The organism is Rhodospirillaceae bacterium (assembly GCA_028819475.1).
Lineage (GTDB): Bacteria > Pseudomonadota > Alphaproteobacteria > Bin65 > Bin65 > Bin65.
This window is the reverse complement of sequence record JAPPLJ010000030.1, coordinates 400,658-417,232: the sequence shown is the minus strand read 5'-3', so window position 1 is coordinate 417,232 and position 16,575 is coordinate 400,658. Positions and strand designations below refer to the sequence as shown.

The 16,575-nt window shown below is 67.3% G+C and carries 19 protein-coding genes; 5 read left to right on the top strand and 14 right to left on the bottom strand.

Annotated features, from left to right (window positions below; all coding sequences use genetic code 11):
- Positions 1-5: 5 nt before the first annotated feature.
- A complete protein-coding gene (rmuC, locus tag OXM58_09595; protein MDE0148616.1) occupies positions 6-1,100 on the bottom strand; it encodes a DNA recombination protein RmuC in 1,095 nt (364 codons plus the stop codon).
- A gap of 195 nt (positions 1,101-1,295) precedes the next feature.
- Here rmuC and def point away from each other — a divergent pair, with 195 nt between their 5' ends.
- From def to truA, 3 genes are read left to right on the top strand one after another with little or no spacing between them, the layout of a single operon-like run.
- Positions 1,296-1,826 carry a peptide deformylase gene (def, locus tag OXM58_09590; protein MDE0148615.1) on the top strand — a complete coding sequence of 177 codons (531 nt, stop codon included), beginning with the start codon at positions 1,296-1,298 and terminating at the stop codon, positions 1,824-1,826.
- Between the two features lie 55 nt (positions 1,827-1,881).
- Positions 1,882-2,805 carry a methionyl-tRNA formyltransferase gene (fmt, locus tag OXM58_09585; GenBank protein ID MDE0148614.1) on the top strand — a complete coding sequence of 308 codons (924 nt, stop codon included), beginning with the start codon at positions 1,882-1,884 and terminating at the stop codon, positions 2,803-2,805.
- Positions 2,802-3,542 (top strand): tRNA pseudouridine(38-40) synthase TruA, encoded by a 741-nt coding sequence (gene truA / locus OXM58_09580; GenBank protein ID MDE0148613.1) that lies wholly within the window; start codon positions 2,802-2,804, stop codon positions 3,540-3,542. Before fmt ends, truA begins: the two co-directional genes overlap by 4 nt.
- 26 nt (positions 3,543-3,568) lie before the next feature.
- On the opposite strand, the gene pheS is transcribed toward truA, so the two are convergent.
- Genes pheS through rpmI form a run of 3 tightly spaced genes read right to left on the bottom strand, consistent with a single transcriptional unit; the run spans position 3,569 to position 5,320 of the window.
- A complete protein-coding gene (pheS, locus tag OXM58_09575) occupies positions 3,569-4,657 on the bottom strand; it encodes a phenylalanine--tRNA ligase subunit alpha (GenBank protein ID MDE0148612.1) in 1,089 nt (362 codons plus the stop codon).
- Positions 4,658-4,714: 57 nt separating this feature from the next.
- Complete coding sequence (gene rplT, locus OXM58_09570) at positions 4,715-5,071, bottom strand: 50S ribosomal protein L20 (protein ID MDE0148611.1); 357 nt, start codon at positions 5,069-5,071, stop codon at positions 4,715-4,717.
- A gap of 48 nt (positions 5,072-5,119) precedes the next feature.
- Positions 5,120-5,320 (bottom strand): 50S ribosomal protein L35, encoded by a 201-nt coding sequence (rpmI, locus tag OXM58_09565; GenBank protein ID MDE0148610.1) that lies wholly within the window; start codon positions 5,318-5,320, stop codon positions 5,120-5,122.
- A 351-nt stretch (positions 5,321-5,671) separates the two neighbouring features.
- On the opposite strand from rpmI, the gene tldD reads away from it, so the two are divergent.
- On the top strand, positions 5,672-7,108 hold the full coding sequence (gene tldD / locus OXM58_09560; protein MDE0148609.1) for a metalloprotease TldD: 1,437 nt from the start codon (positions 5,672-5,674) through the stop codon (positions 7,106-7,108).
- A gap of 36 nt (positions 7,109-7,144) precedes the next feature.
- Positions 7,145-7,909, top strand: coding sequence for a TIGR02281 family clan AA aspartic protease (locus tag OXM58_09555; GenBank protein ID MDE0148608.1), 765 nt, complete (start codon positions 7,145-7,147; stop codon positions 7,907-7,909).
- Between the two features lie 23 nt (positions 7,910-7,932).
- On the opposite strand, the gene OXM58_09550 is transcribed toward OXM58_09555, so the two are convergent.
- From OXM58_09550 to lptB, 10 genes are all read right to left on the bottom strand, one after another.
- Entirely contained in the window at positions 7,933-8,502 is a 570-nt protein-coding gene (locus OXM58_09550) for a hypothetical protein (protein MDE0148607.1), read from the bottom strand.
- Positions 8,503-8,553: 51 nt separating this feature from the next.
- A complete protein-coding gene (locus OXM58_09545) occupies positions 8,554-9,333 on the bottom strand; it encodes a substrate-binding domain-containing protein (protein ID MDE0148606.1) in 780 nt (259 codons plus the stop codon).
- A 32-nt stretch (positions 9,334-9,365) separates the two neighbouring features.
- Entirely contained in the window at positions 9,366-10,088 is a 723-nt protein-coding gene (locus OXM58_09540; GenBank protein ID MDE0148605.1) for an ATP-binding cassette domain-containing protein, read from the bottom strand.
- Positions 10,089-10,097: 9 nt separating this feature from the next.
- A complete protein-coding gene (locus tag OXM58_09535; GenBank protein MDE0148604.1) occupies positions 10,098-10,820 on the bottom strand; it encodes an ABC transporter permease in 723 nt (240 codons plus the stop codon).
- 69 nt (positions 10,821-10,889) lie between these two features.
- Positions 10,890-12,041: a succinyl-diaminopimelate desuccinylase gene (gene dapE, locus OXM58_09530; GenBank protein MDE0148603.1), complete on the bottom strand. Its 1,152-nt coding sequence runs from the start codon at positions 12,039-12,041 to the stop codon at positions 10,890-10,892.
- Between the two features lie 14 nt (positions 12,042-12,055).
- Complete coding sequence (gene dapD, locus OXM58_09525; GenBank protein MDE0148602.1) at positions 12,056-12,889, bottom strand: 2,3,4,5-tetrahydropyridine-2,6-dicarboxylate N-succinyltransferase; 834 nt, start codon at positions 12,887-12,889, stop codon at positions 12,056-12,058.
- A gap of 150 nt (positions 12,890-13,039) precedes the next feature.
- On the bottom strand, positions 13,040-13,504 hold the full coding sequence (gene ptsN / locus OXM58_09520; protein ID MDE0148601.1) for a PTS IIA-like nitrogen regulatory protein PtsN: 465 nt from the start codon (positions 13,502-13,504) through the stop codon (positions 13,040-13,042).
- A 38-nt stretch (positions 13,505-13,542) separates the two neighbouring features.
- Positions 13,543-14,148 carry a ribosome-associated translation inhibitor RaiA gene (raiA, locus tag OXM58_09515; protein MDE0148600.1) on the bottom strand — a complete coding sequence of 202 codons (606 nt, stop codon included), beginning with the start codon at positions 14,146-14,148 and terminating at the stop codon, positions 13,543-13,545.
- Positions 14,149-14,241: 93 nt separating this feature from the next.
- Positions 14,242-15,711, bottom strand: coding sequence for an RNA polymerase factor sigma-54 (gene rpoN, locus OXM58_09510; GenBank protein ID MDE0148599.1), 1,470 nt, complete (start codon positions 15,709-15,711; stop codon positions 14,242-14,244).
- A 24-nt stretch (positions 15,712-15,735) separates the two neighbouring features.
- Entirely contained in the window at positions 15,736-16,524 is a 789-nt protein-coding gene (gene lptB, locus OXM58_09505) for an LPS export ABC transporter ATP-binding protein (protein MDE0148598.1), read from the bottom strand.
- Positions 16,525-16,575: the final 51 nt, after the last annotated feature.

The following is a 16,575-nucleotide window of genomic DNA, read 5'->3' as shown; positions in this document are numbered from 1 at the left end:
GCGCTTCAGCCGGCGGGCGGGGCGGAGAGCCGGCCCGGCGCCTGGCTGTCGGCCGCGCCATCCTCCTGCTCGAGGTCCAGTTCGGAGATCTTCTCGCCGCGGTTGGCGATCTTGCCCGTCGAAATCTGGATTTGGTCGATATCCCGCTTCGCCTGGTCGAAATGCGTCGCCAGTTTGCCGACCCGGTCGTCGAGCCGGCCGACGTCGGCAATCATGGTCTCGACCTCTTTCTGGATCAGGTGGGCCTGCTCGCGCATCCGCACGTCGCGGAACACGGCGCGCACCGTGTTGAGCGTCGCCCACAATGTCGTCGGCGAGACGATGAAGACCTTTTGCCGGAAGCTCTGCTCGACGGCGTTGGCATGGTTGGCGTGCAGTTCGGCATAGACGCTCTCCGACGGCAGGAACATCAGCGCCGCGTCGCCGGTCTCGCCGGGCACGATGTATCGTTCCCGGATATCGCGGACGTGGTTGCCGATGTCCCGGCTGAAATCGCGTCCCGCTTGGTCGCGCTCTTGTTTAGTCTCGGCCTTCTGCAACTTCTGCCAGCTCTCCAGCGGAAACTTGGCGTCGATGGCGATCGGGCCGGGCGGGTCCGGCAAATTAAGCAGGCAATCGGGCCGCCGGCCGTTGTCGAGTGTCGCCTGGAAGGCGTAGGTGCTCGGCGGAAGGATGCTCTCGACCAGGTCGCGCAGTTGCATTTCGCCGAACGCGCCGCGTGCCTGTTTGTCGGTCAGAATGTCTTGCAAGCTAACCATCTGCTCCGACAGGTCGGTGATCTTCTTCTGCGCCTGGTCCATCACCGCCAGGCGCTCGCGGATCTGTTGCAGGGATTCGCCGGTCTTTTCCGTACTGGTTTCGAGGCTGGCGCCGACCCGCCGGGTAACCCCTTCCAACCGCTCGGAGATTGCCCGTTCCTGTTCCTGCAAGCGCGTGTGGAAGGAGTCCCGGATGTTGTCCTGCTGCTCCGCCATGCGGCCGAGCTGCGCAGCGATCTCTGCTTGGCCGCGGCTGGCGCGCAGCGCGACGAACAGGACGATCAGCGCAAGAAGAACCGCTGCGCCCAGAACGATCAGGGTGAGGGGATCCGCTCCGGTCATGGCGCGAACTTCCTATCACAAGCCCGTGCGCCGGCCATGCTTATTTCTTGTGGATTGCGGCGCATTTCCGGGCGATTCGCGCCGGCGGGCCCCGGCCGGCCAGGCCCGCCGTTTCGTTGACCTTTCGGCCCGCCGGCCCTATCTGCGACCCGATGAAAAACGCTTGAAACCGGTCTTTTCCGGGGTGACTCCGCGATGGCGCTGCTGCCGATCCTGACCGCGCCCGACCCGCGTCTGAAGAAGAAATCCAGGCCCGTCGAGAAGGTCGACGCCGGCGTGCGCAGGCTGATGGACGACATGCTCGAGACCATGTACGCCGCGCCGGGCATCGGCCTGGCTGCGCCACAGGTCGGCGTTCTCAAGCGCGTGATCGTGGTCGACGTTTCGGAGAAGGATGGCCCGCCCGCGCCGCATGTGCTCGCCAACCCGGAAATCCTCTGGGTCTCGGACCACGACAATACTCACGAGGAGGGATGCCTGAGCGTCCCGGAACACTATGCCGACGTCGTCAGGCCGGCTGAGGTCCGGGTCCGCTATCTCGACCGCGACGGCGCAAGCCGCGAGCTGCACGCCGACGGCCTGCTCGCGACCTGTGTCCAGCACGAAATCGATCATCTGGACGGCATCCTGTTCATCGATCACATCAGCGCGCTAAAGCGCAACATGATCCTGCGCAAGCTGCTGAAAGAGAAGAAGCTCGCCGCGAAAGAGGCGGCGCCCGCATAATCCTGACCGGCCGGCCGCCGGCCCGGCCGCGTCGGACCGATCCCCGGAAACCGCCATGCGGCTGATCTTCATGGGCACGCCGGAATTCGCCCTCGTGGCCGTGAAGGCGCTGGCCGCGGCAGGGCACGACCTGGCTGGCGTCTATACCCGGCCGCCGCGCCGGGCCGGGCGGGGCAAGGCGCTGCGGCCTTCGCCGGTCCAGGTCTGGGCCGAGAGCCGGGGCCTGCCGGTGCGCACTCCGGCCTCGTTTGCCGAACAGGAGGCGGTGGCGGAATTTACAGCCCTGAAGGCGGACGCGGCGATCGTCGCCGCCTACGGACTGATCCTGCCCCAGGCGGTTCTCGATACGCCGGTGCACGGCTGTCTCAACATCCATGCCTCGCTGCTGCCGCGCTGGCGCGGCGCGGCGCCGATCCAGCGCGCGATCCAGGCCGGCGACGCCGAGACGGGAATCACGATCATGCAAATGGACGCGGGCCTCGATACCGGGCCGATCCTGATGCAACGGCGCGTTCCGATTTCCGATGGCACGACCGCCGGCGGGTTGCACGACGAACTGGCGGCGCTGGGAGCGGAAGCGATGGCGGAGGTGCTGGCCTGGCTCGACGGTACAGCGGCAGGCGATCTCGCACCGCGGCTTCAGCCCGGGTCGGGCGCCACCTACGCCCGCAAGATCGCCAAGTCCGAAGCGCGGATCGACTGGTCGCAACCGGCGGCGCATATCGAGCGGACCGTGCGTGCTTTCGATCCCGCGCCCGGCGCCTTCTTCGACGCGGGCGGCCAGCGCATCCGGGTTCTGTGCGCCGAACTTTCCGAGGGGGCCGGCGCGCCCGGAACGGTGCTGGACGGCAACCTGACGGTCGCCTGCGGCGAGGGCGCCCTGCGGCCGCTCCGGGTGCAGCGCCAGGGCAAGGACCCGATGGCTGCCGCAGACTTGCAACGGGGCTTTGCCATTCCGGCCGGGACGATCCTGTCGTGAGCCGCCGTTTCAAGCTGACGCTGGAATACGATGGCGGGCCGTTCGTCGGCTGGCAGCGGCAGGAGAACGGCCTCTCGGTCCAGCAATGTCTCGAAGAGGCGGTCGAGAAGTTCTGCGGCGAGCAGGCCGTCGCCTACGCCGCCGGGCGGACCGATTCGGGCGTCCACGCGCTGGCCCAGGTCGCGCATGTCGACATCGCGCGCGAGGCCGAGCCCTTCCGGATCAAGGAGGCGCTGAACTACCACCTGAAGCCCCGGCCCATTGCGGTGACCGACGCCGAGACGGTGGATGAAGGCTTCCACGCCCGCTTCTCCGCCGTCGAGCGGCGCTACCGCTACCGCATCGTCAACCGGCGTGCGCCGCTCACCCTCGACGCCGGCAAGGCGTGGCAGGTCGGCCGGCCGCTTGACGCCGGTGCGATGCACGAGGCGGCGCTGCCGCTGATTGGCCATCACGATTTCACCAGCTTCCGCGCCGCGGAATGCCAGGCAAAATCGCCGGTCAAGACGCTCACGGATATCCGGGTATCGCGCTACGGCGGGGAGATCGAGGTTGCACTCCGCGCGCCGTCCTTCCTGCACCATCAGGTGCGCAATATCGTGGGTACGCTCATCCTTGTCGGCGAAGGCAAGAAGCCCGTCACCTGGCTGGCCACGGTCCTGCGCGCCGCGGACCGCAGGAAGGCCGGCGCCACCGCCCCCGCCTGCGGGCTGTATCTGGAAAAGGTGCTGTACTGAGAGCGCCTGCCGGCCGGAGGGCGGCGTTACAGCGATAGCCCGCCGGTCAGCGTCGGAACGTCGAGCGGCAGGAAGCCGTAATGCGCCATCCAGCGCACGTCGTTCTCGAAGAAGCTGCGGCCGTCCGGGATGCCGTATTTCAGCATCGCGACCCGTTCGCAGCCCATGCCGAAGGCGAATCCCTGGTGCACTTCCGGGTCGACGCCGCAATTCTTCAGCACGTTCGGATGGACCATGCCGCAGCCGAGAATTTCCAGCCAGTCGTCGTGGCCGTCGCCGAAATGGCCGAAGCGGAGCTGGCCGTCCTTCTTGTTGCAGGCGATGTCCACTTCGGCCGACGGTTCGGTGAAGGGGAAGAAGGACGGGCGGAAATTCAGCTTGACGTCGTCGATCTCGAAATAGGCCTTGCAGAAATCGATCAGGCAGCCCTTCAGGTGGCCCATATGGGTCGCTTCGTCGATCACCAGCCCTTCGAACTGGTGGAACATCGGCGTGTGGGTCTGGTCCCAGTCGCTCCGGTAGGTCCGGCCCGGCACCAGGATCCGGATCGGCGGCTTCTGCTCCAGCATGGTCCGCACCTGGACCGGCGAGGTGTGGGTGCGCAGCACCATTTTGGTGCCGTCGTCCTTGGGCGGCAGATAGAAGGTATCCTGCATCTCCCGCGCCGGATGGCCTTCCGGGAAATTCAGCGCAGTGAAGTTGTGCCAGTCGGTCTCGATGTCCGGACCCTCGACGACCGAGAAGCCCATGTCGCCGAATATCGCACTGACTTCCTCGATCGTCTGGCTGATCGGATGGATGCGGCCCATCGGTGTCGAGCGCGCGGGCAGCGAGACGTCGATCCGCTCTTCGGCAAGACGCGCGTCGAGCGCGGCGTCGTCCAGCGCCGCCTTGCGCGCCTCGATGGCGCCGGCAATCTCGTCTTTCAGGCTGTTGAGCGCGCGGCCCGCTTCCCTGCGGGCTTCCGGGTCCATACCGCCCAGCGATTTCATCCGGCCGGTGATGCGGCCTTTCTTGCCCAGCGCGTCGACCCGCGTGGCGTCCAGCGCCTTCAGGTCGGCCGCCGCTTCCACCGCAGCCAGCAATTCGTTGCGCAGGGTATCGAGCTCGCTCATCGGACCGGTCCGGAGAGGATCAGCGGGCAGGAAGCGCGGATGCCGCCGCCCTGCCGGCTATTCCAGCGCGTTCCGCGCCGCGTCGACAACCGCCTTGAAGGCCTCGGTGTCCCGGACGGCCATGTCAGCCAGCACCTTGCGGTCCAGTTCGATGCCGGCGCGGTTCAGACCGTGAATGAACTGGCTGTAGGTCAGGCCGTGTTCGCGGACGCCGGCGTTGATGCGCTGGATCCACAGGCTGCGGAAGCTGCGCTTGCGCACCTTGCGGTCGCGATAGGCGTACAGCAGGTTCTTTTCGACCCGCTGGTTGGCCGCGCGGAACGTGTTTTTCTGCCGCCCCCGCGCGCCCTTGGCCTGCTTGATGATCTTCTTGTGGCGGGCGTGCCTGGTAACGCCCCGTGTGACTCGCGCCATGAAACGATACTCCTGACTCTCGAGGAATTAAGGACCGGTGCCGCGCCGTTACCTGGCGTAGGGCATCATCGGCCGGATGATCTTCTCGTTCGACTTGTCGAGAATGGTCGATCCCCGGTTGGTCCGCTTCATCTTGGTGCTTCGTTTGGTCAGGTTGTGGCTGCGGAACGCGAAGTTGCGTTTGATCTTGCCGCTGCCGGTCAGCTTGAAGCGTTTCTTGACGGAGCTCTTCGTCTTGAGCTTGGGCATTTCGGTCCTCTCGTGAGCGCGCGCGGCCGAGCCGGATATCTTCGCCGCGCAGGATCGTTCGGTTTGGCGGCCCGAGGCATGCCCTTTCCGAGCCCGGCCGCCACAGCAAAACGCCGCAAACCCGGAGGCCGCAGCGCTGCCCTCTGCAATGCGATGCAGAGCGCGCTATATAGCCAGCCCCCTGCGGGCCGGCAAGCGGCGGAACCGCGGGATTTGTCGCGGCGGATGCCGGCTTCACCCGGAAAAAGCCGGCGCGCCGCGGTCGCCCGGGGTAAATTTCCGGCGCGGCCCCTTTACCCTGTGCCTCCCGATCGCCATTCTTGCAGTGGACCTTGTTCGACGGGAAATTCCATGAGCGACATCGCAACGGCAGACAGCCTGTTTTTCGACCGCACCGGCATGGACCGTGCGCGGGTGGACCGCCTCGTCGGCGACGCGTTGCACGGCGCCGACGACGGCGAACTGTTCCTGGAATACACCCAGTCGGAAAGCCTGGTATTCGACGACGGCCGGCTGAAGAGCGCGACCTTCGACGAGAGCCAGGGTTTCGGCCTGCGCGCGCTCGCCGGCGAGGCGACCGGCTATGCCCACGCCTCCGAACTCTCCGAAGACGCCATCGCGCGGGCATCGACAACGGTGCGGGCGGTTCTCGCCGGCCACAGCGGCGCGCAGGCCGATGGCCCGCGGGGCACGAACCGGGCGCTCTACGCACCGGTCAACCCGCTCCGGGAGATGCCGTTCGAGCGCAAGGTGAAGCTGCTCGAGGAGATCGACGAATACGCCCGCTCCAAAGACGGGCGAATCCGCCAGGTTTCGGCCTCGCTGCTCGGCGAATGGCAGGCCGTGCTGATCGTACGCGGCGACGGCCGTCGCGCGGCGGATATCCGGCCGCTGGTGCGCCTCAACGTTTCGGTCGTCGTGGAGCAGGACGGCCGCATGGAAGCCGGCTACGACGGGGCGGGCGGGCGCGCGGCCTACGACGGCTGGTTCGAGCCGGCGAACTGGCGGGGCCAGGTCGACGAGGCGCTGCGCCAGGCACTGGTCAATTTGGAATCGGTGCCGGCGCCGGCGGGCGAGATGCCGGTCGTTCTCGGACCGGGCTGGACCGGGGTGCTGCTGCACGAGGCAGTGGGCCACGGCCTGGAAGGCGATTTCAACCGCAAGCGGACCTCGACTTTTTCCGGCCGGATCGGCGAGCAGGTCGCAGCCAGCGGCGTGACGGTGGTCGACGACGGCACGATGGCCGACCGGCGCGGCTCGCTTACCATCGACGACGAGGGTACGCCGACCGGCCGCACCGTGCTGATCGAAGACGGCATTCTCAAGGGCTATATGCAGGACCGGCTGAACGCCCGGCTCATGGGCGTTGCGCCGACGGGCAACGGCCGGCGCGAAAGCTATGCCCATCACCCGATGCCACGAATGACCAACACCTTCATGCTGGCCGGCGGAGAGGCGCCGGAAGACATCCTGAAATCGGTCGACAAGGGGCTCTACTGCGTCCACTTCGGCGGCGGGCAGGTCGATATCACCAGCGGCAAGTTCACCTTCAGCTGCACCGAAGCCTACAAGATCGAGGGCGGCAAGGTCGGCGCCCCGGTCAAGGGCGCGACGCTGATCGGCAACGGGCCGGAGGTGATGAACCGGGTTTCGATGATCGGCCACGATCTCGAGCTCGACCACGGGATCGGAACCTGCGGCAAGAACGGGCAGGGCGTTCCGGTCGGGGTCGGCCAGCCGACCGTCCGGGTCGACGCGATCACGGTCGGCGGCACCGAAGCGGTGTAACGGGCGGGCGAAGCGCACCGCGACAGGCGAACCGGTATGGAGGATCCCTGGGGCTTCGGCGGCAACGACGATCGCCGGCGCGGCCGCGGCTCGGCAAGCGGCGACACGGTCCGCGACCTTCTGCCGGCTTTCCTCATCGTCGCTGCGATCCTCGGCGGCCTGGCCGCTGCCGGATGGCTGCTCGGCGAAGCCTTCGGCGTGTTCGATTCGGCCGAAGACGGCCTCTACGCCGGCCTTCTGATCGCGCTTCTGATCTTCCTGGGCGGCGGCCTGATGATGCGGGGGCGCCACAGGATCGGCGGTATCCTGAAATCCATTCTGGCCTGGAGCGCCATTGGCCTCGTCGCGGTCGCCGGTTATGCCTACCGCCACGAGCTTACGATGGTCTGGCAGCGGGTTGCCGGGGAACTTTCGCCCGGTACGGCGGTCTACGGCGAGCGCAGCCTGACCGTGCGCGCCTCCGGCAGCGGCGCCTTCTTCCTGGACGTGTTCCTGAACGGCCGGCCGGCGCGGATGCTGGTCGACACCGGCGCCACCGGCGTGGCCCTCTCGCCGGCCGACGCCGTCGCGGCCGGACTCGATGTTGGCCGCCTTCGCTATACCGTACCGGTACAAACCGCCGACGGCGCCGCTCTGGCGGCTCACGCTGTCCTGGACTCGATCCAGGTCGGCGGGCTGACTTTCCGCAACCAGCGGGCACTGGTTCTGCGGCAGGGGCAGATATCGTTGCTGGGCGTGACAGTTCTCCGGCGGTTCCGGTCGTTCGAGATCAGCGGCGACAGGCTGACCCTGCGATGGTAGCCGGTTGAGCGGGACCTGCAGAATTAGCCGCCCCCGGTCATGACGTATTGCTTGGCGGCGCCGAGCAGCAGGGCGACCACGAAAGCGAGCCCCTCGATCATGACGGCCTGAGGCCACGGCACGCCGAGCGTGGCGCGGACGATCAGGGTTTCCGCCGTCAGCACTGCGAGCCAGGTCAGGAACAGCAGGCTGCCGCCCGGCCCCGCAGGATCGACCGCAAAAGCCAGCAGGATTATGAGCAACTGGCCGCCCAGAAGCAGGACCTGCGACCAGTTGTGGACGGTGATGTAGGTCGTGTACCTGTCCGGAACGCCGGCGCCGCGGCAGACATAGAAGGCCATCAGCGGCCAGAGCGTCCAGATCAGCGGGTAGTTGATCGCCTCAATCAGCCAGAAACGGCCGACGCTCACGCCTTTGGGCACAGGAAGGTTCAGCAGGTAGAGGAAATACAGTGGCAGCAGGAATAGAGCGGCGTAGAACGAGCGCCAGCAGCCCTCCAGCGTGAGGTTGAAGGCCGTCAGCCCGTCGGTGTCGAGCCTCATCACGCGGATCGATCCGCGTACCGACCGTCTGCCCTCTTCCCAAATGTCCATGCAGCGGGTGTAGGTGCTTCGGTTGCACCTGTCGATGATGCAGAACCGCGCCTATCCGCCGGATTTTGGCGATACCGGGTGGAAGAGCACCTCGTCCCCGATTCGGAAATTGCCGATGGCGCGCTGCCCGGCCGTAGAGACCAGCCAGGCTACGAAGCGCCCGGCCGCCTTCGCCCTGACGTGCGGATGCTTCTTCGGACTGACCGCAATCACGCCGTATGGATTACGCAGGCGCCGGTCGCCCTCCACCAGAAGCCGCAGCGGCCCGCGGTTTCCGAACGACAGCCAGGTGCCGCGGTCGACCAGGGTATAGGCCGGCATCGCCGCTGCGGTGTTCAGGGTCCGGCCCATGCCGGCGCCGATTTCCCGGTACCAGCCGGCGCGCTCGGACGCGGCGATCCCGGACGCGCGCCACATGCTGCGCTCGCGCCGGTGGGTGCCGCTGTCGTCGCCCCGGGACAGGAACACCGCGCGGGCGCCGTGGATTTTTCTGAATGCCGCGACCGCGTCGGTCGCGCCGCGGACTCCCGCCGGGTCGGACGCCGGCCCGACGATGACGAAATCGTTGTACATCAAGGAATGGCGGCGCAGGCCGTAGCCTGCCCGCACGAACGCCTCTTCGGAAGGCCGGTGGTGTACCAGGAGAACGTCGGCGTCGCCGCGCCGGGCCAGCCGGATCGCCTGACCGGTGCCCACGGCGATCACGCGGACCCTGATGCCGGTCGCCGCGGTAAATCTGGGCAGGAGATAATCGAAGAAGCCGGAGGCCTCGGTCGAGGTCGTCGAAGCGACCCGAATAGTTTCGGCCAGCGCGGGGGCGGAGGCCGTCATAGCCGCGGCGAGAAAGACCGCGCCGATCGCCCTTACCAATGCAATTCCCCTTTGAGGAATGCCGCCAGTTCCGGCGTCTTCGGATCCGCGAACAGCTGTGTCGCCGGGCCGGCTTCCAGCGCGCGGCCGCGGTGCAGGAAAACCAGATCGTCGGCCAGCCGCCGGGCCATGGCGAGGTCGTGGGTCGACAGGATTGCCGTCCGGCCCTCGCGGCGCAGGTCGACGATGATCTGCTCGATGCTCCAGCTCGCCGCCGGGTCCAGGCTCGCCGTCGGTTCGTCGAGGAACAGGACTTCCGGATCGCGCGCCCAGGCCCGGGCGAAGGAGAGGCGCTGCTGCTCGCCGCCCGACAGGCTGCGCGCCGGCCGCACCGCCATGTCGCCCAGGCCGACATGGTCCAGCGCCGTATGCGCCCGGTGGACCGCCACGGCCCGCGCGACGCCCTGCAGGCGGACCGCGTGCACGATGTTGGCCAGCACAGATCGGTTCAGCAGAACCGGCTTCTGAAACACCATAGCCTGGCGCGCATGCGCCGCCGCGCCGGACAGGCCGGACCAGCGAACCGCGCCGCTGTCCGGCGCGATCAGGCCGTGGGCGACCTTGAGCAGCATGCTCTTGCCGGCGCCGTTCGGTCCCAGGACGACGGTCGTCCGGCGCCGCGCGACCAGCATGTTGATGCGGTCGAGGATTTGCTGCCCTTCGTGGCGAAGCGAAATAGTCTCCAGCGCCAGCGGCAGGATGCTCGGGGCTTCCATCGGGCGGTCCTACCGGCTCGCGGCGACCAGCGCCGCTTCCGGCGTGCTGCGTTCGCGCACCATCCACGCCGCAGCGTTCAGCACGATCGCCAGCGTCACAAGCACGATGCCGAGGCCCAGCGCCAGGGCCAGGTTGCCCCGCCCGGTTTCGAGGGCGATCGCCGTCGTCATGGTGCGCGTGTGGTGGGCGATGTTGCCGCCGACGATGATGACCGCGCCGACCTCTGCCGCCGCCCGGCCGAAGCCGGCGAGGATCGCCGTCAGAACGGCGGTCCGCCCGTCCCACAACAGGGTCGGGATGGCGCGCCGCCGGCTGCTGCCCAGCGACGTCAGCTGCTCGCGATACTCGTGCCACAGGGTTTCGATGATCTGGCGGGTGAGCGCGGTGACGATGGGCGTGACGAGGATGGCCTGGGCGATCACCATGGCGCCGGGCGTGAAGAGGATGTTCAGGCTGCCCAGAGGCCCGCTGCGCGACAGGATGAGATAGACCATCAGGCCGACGACGACCGGCGGCAGGCCCATCAGCGCATTGACCAGAACGATGACCGCCCGGCGTCCGCGGAACCGGTAGACGGCCAGCGCGCCGCCCAGCGGCAGGCCGATCAGGCAGGACAGGACGACCGCCGCCAGGTTCACCTCCAGCGACAGGACGATGATCTCCCACAGGTCGGCGTCGAAGCCGAACAACAGCCGGAATGCCGCGGCAAAACCTTCGGTCAGATCGGACATGGCGGAGAATGTTGCGCGTTTTCCCGGCCGCGGACAGTGGCCAATCCGCCCGCGTTCCGGAGCACCCGGCTACGCCGGGAAAATCCTGTCCAGCACGCGCCGGTAGATCCGCGCCAGCGCTTCCAGGTCGGCAACGGGCACCTGCTCGTCGACCTTGTGCATGGTCTTGCCGATCGCGCCGAATTCGGCGACGGAGCAGTAGCGATGGATGAAACGGGCATCCGAGGTGCCGCCGGTCGTGCTCAGCTCCGGGCGCCGGCCGAGTTCGGCGGCGGTCGCGTCGGCGATGGCGTCGGACAACGGCCCCGGCGGGCACAGGAAAGATTCGCCGGAGACGCGGATGGACAGGTCATAGGCGCCGCCGTTGCCGAGGGCGGAGTCGAACCGCTCGCGTACCCAGGTTTCGAGGCTTTCGCCGGACCACAGATCGTTGAACCGCGCGTTGAAGGTTGCACTCGCCCGCGCCGGGATGACGTTGGCGGCGGGATTGCCGACGTCGACGGTCGAGACCTGCAGGGTGGTCGCCTGGAAATGCTCGGTGCCGTCGTCGATCTTCGTATCGGTGATCGCGCCGAGCATTCTCACCAGCCGGTGCACGGGATTGTCGGCAAGATGCGGATAGGCCGTGTGTCCCTGGATTCCGTGGACCGTTACCTGGCCGGTCAGGCTGCCGCGCCGGCCGATCTTGATCATGTCGCCCAGGGCTTCCGGATTGGTCGGCTCGCCGACGAGGCACATGTCGAGCCGCTCGCCTTTTTCGTCGAGCCATTCCAGCACCTTCCGGGTGCCGTTGACCGCGTCGCCTTCCTCGTCGCCCGTGATGAGCAGGCTGATCGAACCGCCGAATTCGCCGCCGCGGCCGTCCAGGAATCCCGAGATGGCGGAGACGAAGGCGGCGATCGCCCCCTTCATGTCGGACGCGCCGCGGCCGTGCAGGATGCCGTCAGCGACGACACCGGCAAAGGGATCGTGGGTCCAGTCGGCCGGATCGCCCTCCGGCACGACGTCCGTATGGCCGGCAAAGCAGAAATTGGGGCTGCCGGTTCCCAGCCGTGCGTACAGGTTGTCGACCCGCTGCGCGCCGTCGCCGAAGGGCAGGCGCCGGCAGGCAAAGCCGAGGCTTTCCACAGCGGCCTGCAGCACATCGAGCGCGCCTTCGTCTCTCGGCGTGACGGACGGCCGGCGGATCAGATCCTGCGCCAGGGAAATCGTTTCTATCATGGTTTCCTGCCGGCCTAGTCGCGCAGGAGTTCGTTCACCGAAGTCTTCGAGCGGGTCTGCGCATCCACCTGCTTGACGATGACCGCGCAATAGAGGCTCGGCCCGCCCTTCGGGTCGGGCAGGGAGCCGGGCACCACGACGGAATAGGCCGGCACCTCGCCGCGATGGATTTCGCCGGTCGCCCGGTTCACGATCTTCGTCGACGCCCCGATGTAGACTCCCATGGACAGGACAGCGCCTTCGCGCACGATGACGCCCTCGGCCACTTCGGACCGGGCGCCGATGAAGCAGCCGTCCTCGATGATCACCGGGTCGGCCTGCAGCGGCTCGAGCACGCCGCCGATGCCGGCGCCGCCGGAGATATGGCAGTTCCTGCCGATCTGGGCGCAGGAACCGACGGTGGCCCAGGTATCGACCATCGTGCCTTCGTCGACATAGGCGCCCAGATTGACGAAGCACGGCATCAGAACGACGCCGCGGGCGATGAAGGCCGAACGGCGGACGATGCAGTTCGGCACCGCGCGCAATCCGGCTTCGCGAAACCGGTTGTCGCCCCAGCCTTCGAACTTTGAGGGCACCTTGTCCCACCAGTTCGTATCGCGGCCCGGCCCGCCGCCGATCGGCTGCATGTCGTTCAGCCGGAAGGACAGCAGGACCGCTTTCTTGGCCCATTGGTTGACGGTCCAGGCGCCGTCGGACGCCTTCTCCGCAACCCGGAGCCTTCCTTCGTCCAGAGCGTCCAGTGCCGCGTCGACGGCGTCGCGAACGGCGCCGGCCGTGGCTGGTCCGACCGTGTCGCGATCTTCCCATGCGGCGTCGATAATGGAGGCGAGGTCGGCAAGGCTCATGGATATGTCCGGGTCGAATAGGAATTGTCCGCGGAAAGTAGCGGGGCGCCGGAGTCTGTCAACGCGGCGCGAAACCGTATCTGCAATGTCGGCAGAGCGAGGCGGAGGCCCTGCCACCGCATCGTCCGTACTGTTTGATGTTTGAAGGGGTTACGCTGCCTTGCTCGATGTCGAATCGGTCAGCAGACTATAAAGGGCGTCCTTGCTTGCAGAACCCCGCAGCTTTTCGCACATGGCCCGGTCGCGCAGCAGGCGGGATACCCGGGCGAGCGCCTTGAGATGGTCGGCGCCGGCGTCTTCCGGCGCCAGCAGCAGGAACAGCAGATCGACGGGCTGGTCGTCCACCGCATCGAAATCGATCGGCTCCTCGAGGCGCGCGAAGACGCCCTTGACGCTGTCGAGTTCGCTCAGCTTGCCGTGGGGAATGGCGATGCCGCTGCCGACGCCTGTCGTGCCCAGCCTTTCCCGCTCGAGCAACACGTCGAAGATGCGCCGGTCGTCCAGGCCCGTCGCCCGAGCACCACGGCGCGACAGTTCCTGAAGCGCCTGTTTCTTGCAGGTGGCCTTCATGGCCGGCACGACGCTCTCGCGCGTCAACAGATCGATAATTTCCATCAGCTTCTCTACCCTGAAAGCGGGTGCAGTCCGAAACGTCAGTGGGTTTCGGCAGCGCCTTCTGGATCGACCCAGCCGATATGGCCATCGGCACGGCGGTAGATCATGTTGAGGCCCCCATGGGCCACATTCCGGAACATCATGGCGGGCAGATCCGCCAGATCCATGCGCATGACGGCTTCTCCGACCGTCAACGAAGCAATGTCCGTCGTCATGTCTGCAACCACAACCGGCTCGTCCCGGCCGTTCACTGCGGCGCCTGCATCGGCCTGTTCGATCTCAGGCTCTTCCTCCCGGGTGAGGATGTATTGTTGAGCCGTCAACGTTTCAAGGTCCCTCGGCGGCGCCGGGTGGTGGTCGCGGATGCGCCGCTTGTTGCGCCGCAGTCGCTTTGCGATGTGCTCCGCGGCCTTGTTGAACGCCAGATGGGGATCCTCCGCCCGGCCTTCGCCAAGGACGTGAAGCCCGCGGCTGACATGGACCTTGATGTCGACGGAAAATTCGTGACCGTGCTTGTCGAACGTAACGGTCGCGTCGAGGGCCCGTTCGAAGAATTTGCCGACGGTATCGCCCAAGGTGGATTCGGCGTGCCGCCGCAAAGCTTGACCGACATCGAAGTGCCGGCCGGTGACCTTGACGTTCATACCGGTATTCCGGCTGTTGAAACGCGCCCTGTCAAGACGGTGTCGGCTAAATTTTTCGGCATCACTGTACGCCGCTGCCCGCTGCGCGCCCGATCATGCCGGTCGTTCGGTTCGCCGGCGCCGGCGACGCTCGACCGAGGAAGGAATCCGCAGCATTTCCCTGTATTTGGCGACAGTGCGACGCGCGAGGTCGTAACCCTCGGCGCGCAACAGCCGCGTGACAGCGGCGTCCGAAAGAGGGGCCGATTCCCGGTCGATCAGGTCGCGCAGCCTTTGTCGAACCGCGCTTGCGGCATAGGCGGGTCCGCCGTTCAGCGCGCTGACCCGCGAGGAAAAGAGGAATTTCAGCGCGAAGACGCCCTGGGGCGTCGCGGCGAACTTTTCGTTCACCGCCCGGCTTACGGTGCTTTCGTGGAGGTCGGTTGCGCCGGCGATGTCCTTGCGGGTCATCGGCCTGAGCCGCACGGTCCCGTGCTCCAGGAATTCCTGCTGGCGTCGGAAAATCTCGACGCCCAGGCGCAGGATGGTCGCCCGGCGTCTTTCGATCGCCTGGAGGAGCCAGTCCGCTTCGTCGGTCCTTTCCCTGAGATATGCTTTTTCGTCTTGAGTCCGCGCCTGCGCGCGCAGCCTTTCCAGGCCGGCGCGGTCGAGGGCGAGGCGGGGCGCTGTATCCGGATTGACTGCGACAACCCACGGGCCGAGCCGGCAGGCATGGTCCCCGTCGCCGCGGAGCGCATCGGTCGCCGGGCGGACGATCAGGTCCGGCACGATCGCCGGCGCGGTGACGCCCGCCAGGGCCAGGCCCGGCCGTGGATCGAGCGCGCGGAGACGGTCGAGAAAGCGCGGCAGGTCGCCGGGTTCGATGCCTGCGGCGGCGGCAAGGGCCTCCGGGCCGCGTTCGGTCAGCAGCGGCAGCTTGTCCAGCAGCGCGTCCATCGACGGATCGAGCGTGTCGGCGTCCAAGAGTTGCAGGCGCAGGCATTCGCCCAGGTTCCGGGCAAAGAGGCCGGGCGGAGCCAGAGCCTGCAACCGTCCCAGGATGTCGGAGACCAGCGCCTCCGGCACACCGCGAAGGGCGGCGACGTCGCCGGGGTCGCCCGCCAGGTATCCCGCCTCGTCGAGCAGGCCGCTCAGATCGATTGCGACGGTGCGCTCAACCGCATCGGCGAACGAAAACGCAATATCTTCGAAGAGGACATCCTGAAGCGTTCGTTCCGACACCGCATCCGGCCGGTCGGGGCCGTGCGCATCTATCTGCGTACCATGGCGGTCAGCGCCGGGCGACGCGCCCGCCGCAGCGCCGAACAGCCGGGTGGCTTCCGGCGTCGGCCGATACCCGGCCGCCGGATTGCGCGCCGGCGCCTGTATCCGGCCGGTCGCCGCGTCATCGGCCGGTTCGTCCAGAGACAGCAGCGGATTGGTCTCGAGCGCTTCACGGACGACGGCGTCAAGCTCGAAACTGGACAACTGCAGCAGTTTGATCGACTGCTGCAGTGCCGGCGTCAGGGTTTGCGTCAGTTTCCGCCGCTGGCGGAGTTCGAGGGAAAGGCCGGGCGCGGCCATCAGTCCGCCATTCGAATCGCTTTCCTAAAGGCGGAACGTATCGCCCAGATATACCCGGCGCACATCCTCGTGCCGGACGATATCGCCGGGCGCCCCGTCCATCAGCACGACACCGTCATGCATGATGTAGGCGCGGTCGACGATATCGAGCGTTTCGCGGACGTTGTGGTCGGTAATCAACACGCCGAGTCCACGGTCCTTGAGATGCGAGACGAGATCCCGGACATCGCCGACCGCGATCGGATCGATGCCGGCGAGCGGTTCGTCGAGCAGGATGAATCCGGGCTTCGACGCCAGGGCACGGGCAATCTCCACCCGCCGCCGCTCGCCGCCCGACAGCGCAATCGCCGGCGTGTGGCGCAGATGGGTCACGGAGAATTCCGCGAGCAGATCGTCCAGCACGGTCTCCCGGGCTTCCCGGTCCGCTTCGACCACTTCCAGCGCGGCGCGGATATTGTTTTCGACGGTCATGCCGCGGAAAATCGACGGCTCCTGCGGCAGATAGCCGATCCCGAGGCGCGCACGCCGGTACATGGGCAGGTCGGTGATGTCCTGACCGTCGAGCAGGATCGTCCCGGCGTCGGGCCGGATCAGGCCGGTGATGATGTAGAAACTGGTCGTCTTGCCGGCGCCGTTGGGCCCGAGCAGGCCGACGGCCTCGCCGCGCTGCACGGCGAGTGAGACGCCGCGCAGCACGGGTCGCTTCTTGAAGCGCTTGCCCAGGCCGTCGGCAACCAGCCCGTCGTTGGTGGCCACGAGGCGGGGCCCGGCGGTCCCGTCCCCGGAAAATGCGTGGTCGTCCCGATCGGCCAATCCGGCCTCCTTTCTCCGGTTCCGCCCGTCGAAGCGCGGCGCCGGTCCTAG

Coding starts and splice junctions, on each gene's coding strand:
- rmuC (MDE0148616.1), bottom strand. CDS start 1,100: ATGACCGGAGCGGATCCCCTCACCCTGATCGTTCTGGGCGCAGCGGTT.
- def (MDE0148615.1), top strand. CDS start 1,296: ATGGCGCTGCTGCCGATCCTGACCGCGCCCGACCCGCGTCTGAAGAAG.
- fmt (MDE0148614.1), top strand. CDS start 1,882: ATGCGGCTGATCTTCATGGGCACGCCGGAATTCGCCCTCGTGGCCGTG.
- pheS (MDE0148612.1), bottom strand. CDS start 4,657: ATGAGCGAGCTCGATACCCTGCGCAACGAATTGCTGGCTGCGGTGGAA.
- rplT (MDE0148611.1), bottom strand. CDS start 5,071: ATGGCGCGAGTCACACGGGGCGTTACCAGGCACGCCCGCCACAAGAAG.
- rpmI (MDE0148610.1), bottom strand. CDS start 5,320: ATGCCCAAGCTCAAGACGAAGAGCTCCGTCAAGAAACGCTTCAAGCTG.
- tldD (MDE0148609.1), top strand. CDS start 5,672: ATGAGCGACATCGCAACGGCAGACAGCCTGTTTTTCGACCGCACCGGC.
- OXM58_09555 (MDE0148608.1), top strand. CDS start 7,145: ATGGAGGATCCCTGGGGCTTCGGCGGCAACGACGATCGCCGGCGCGGC.
- OXM58_09550 (MDE0148607.1), bottom strand. CDS start 8,502: ATGGACATTTGGGAAGAGGGCAGACGGTCGGTACGCGGATCGATCCGC.
- OXM58_09545 (MDE0148606.1), bottom strand. CDS start 9,333: ATGACGGCCTCCGCCCCCGCGCTGGCCGAAACTATTCGGGTCGCTTCG.
- OXM58_09540 (MDE0148605.1), bottom strand. CDS start 10,088: ATGGAAGCCCCGAGCATCCTGCCGCTGGCGCTGGAGACTATTTCGCTT.
- OXM58_09535 (MDE0148604.1), bottom strand. CDS start 10,820: ATGTCCGATCTGACCGAAGGTTTTGCCGCGGCATTCCGGCTGTTGTTC.
- dapE (MDE0148603.1), bottom strand. CDS start 12,041: ATGATAGAAACGATTTCCCTGGCGCAGGATCTGATCCGCCGGCCGTCC.
- dapD (MDE0148602.1), bottom strand. CDS start 12,889: ATGAGCCTTGCCGACCTCGCCTCCATTATCGACGCCGCATGGGAAGAT.
- ptsN (MDE0148601.1), bottom strand. CDS start 13,504: ATGGAAATTATCGATCTGTTGACGCGCGAGAGCGTCGTGCCGGCCATG.
- raiA (MDE0148600.1), bottom strand. CDS start 14,148: ATGAACGTCAAGGTCACCGGCCGGCACTTCGATGTCGGTCAAGCTTTG.
- rpoN (MDE0148599.1), bottom strand. CDS start 15,711: ATGGCCGCGCCCGGCCTTTCCCTCGAACTCCGCCAGCGGCGGAAACTG.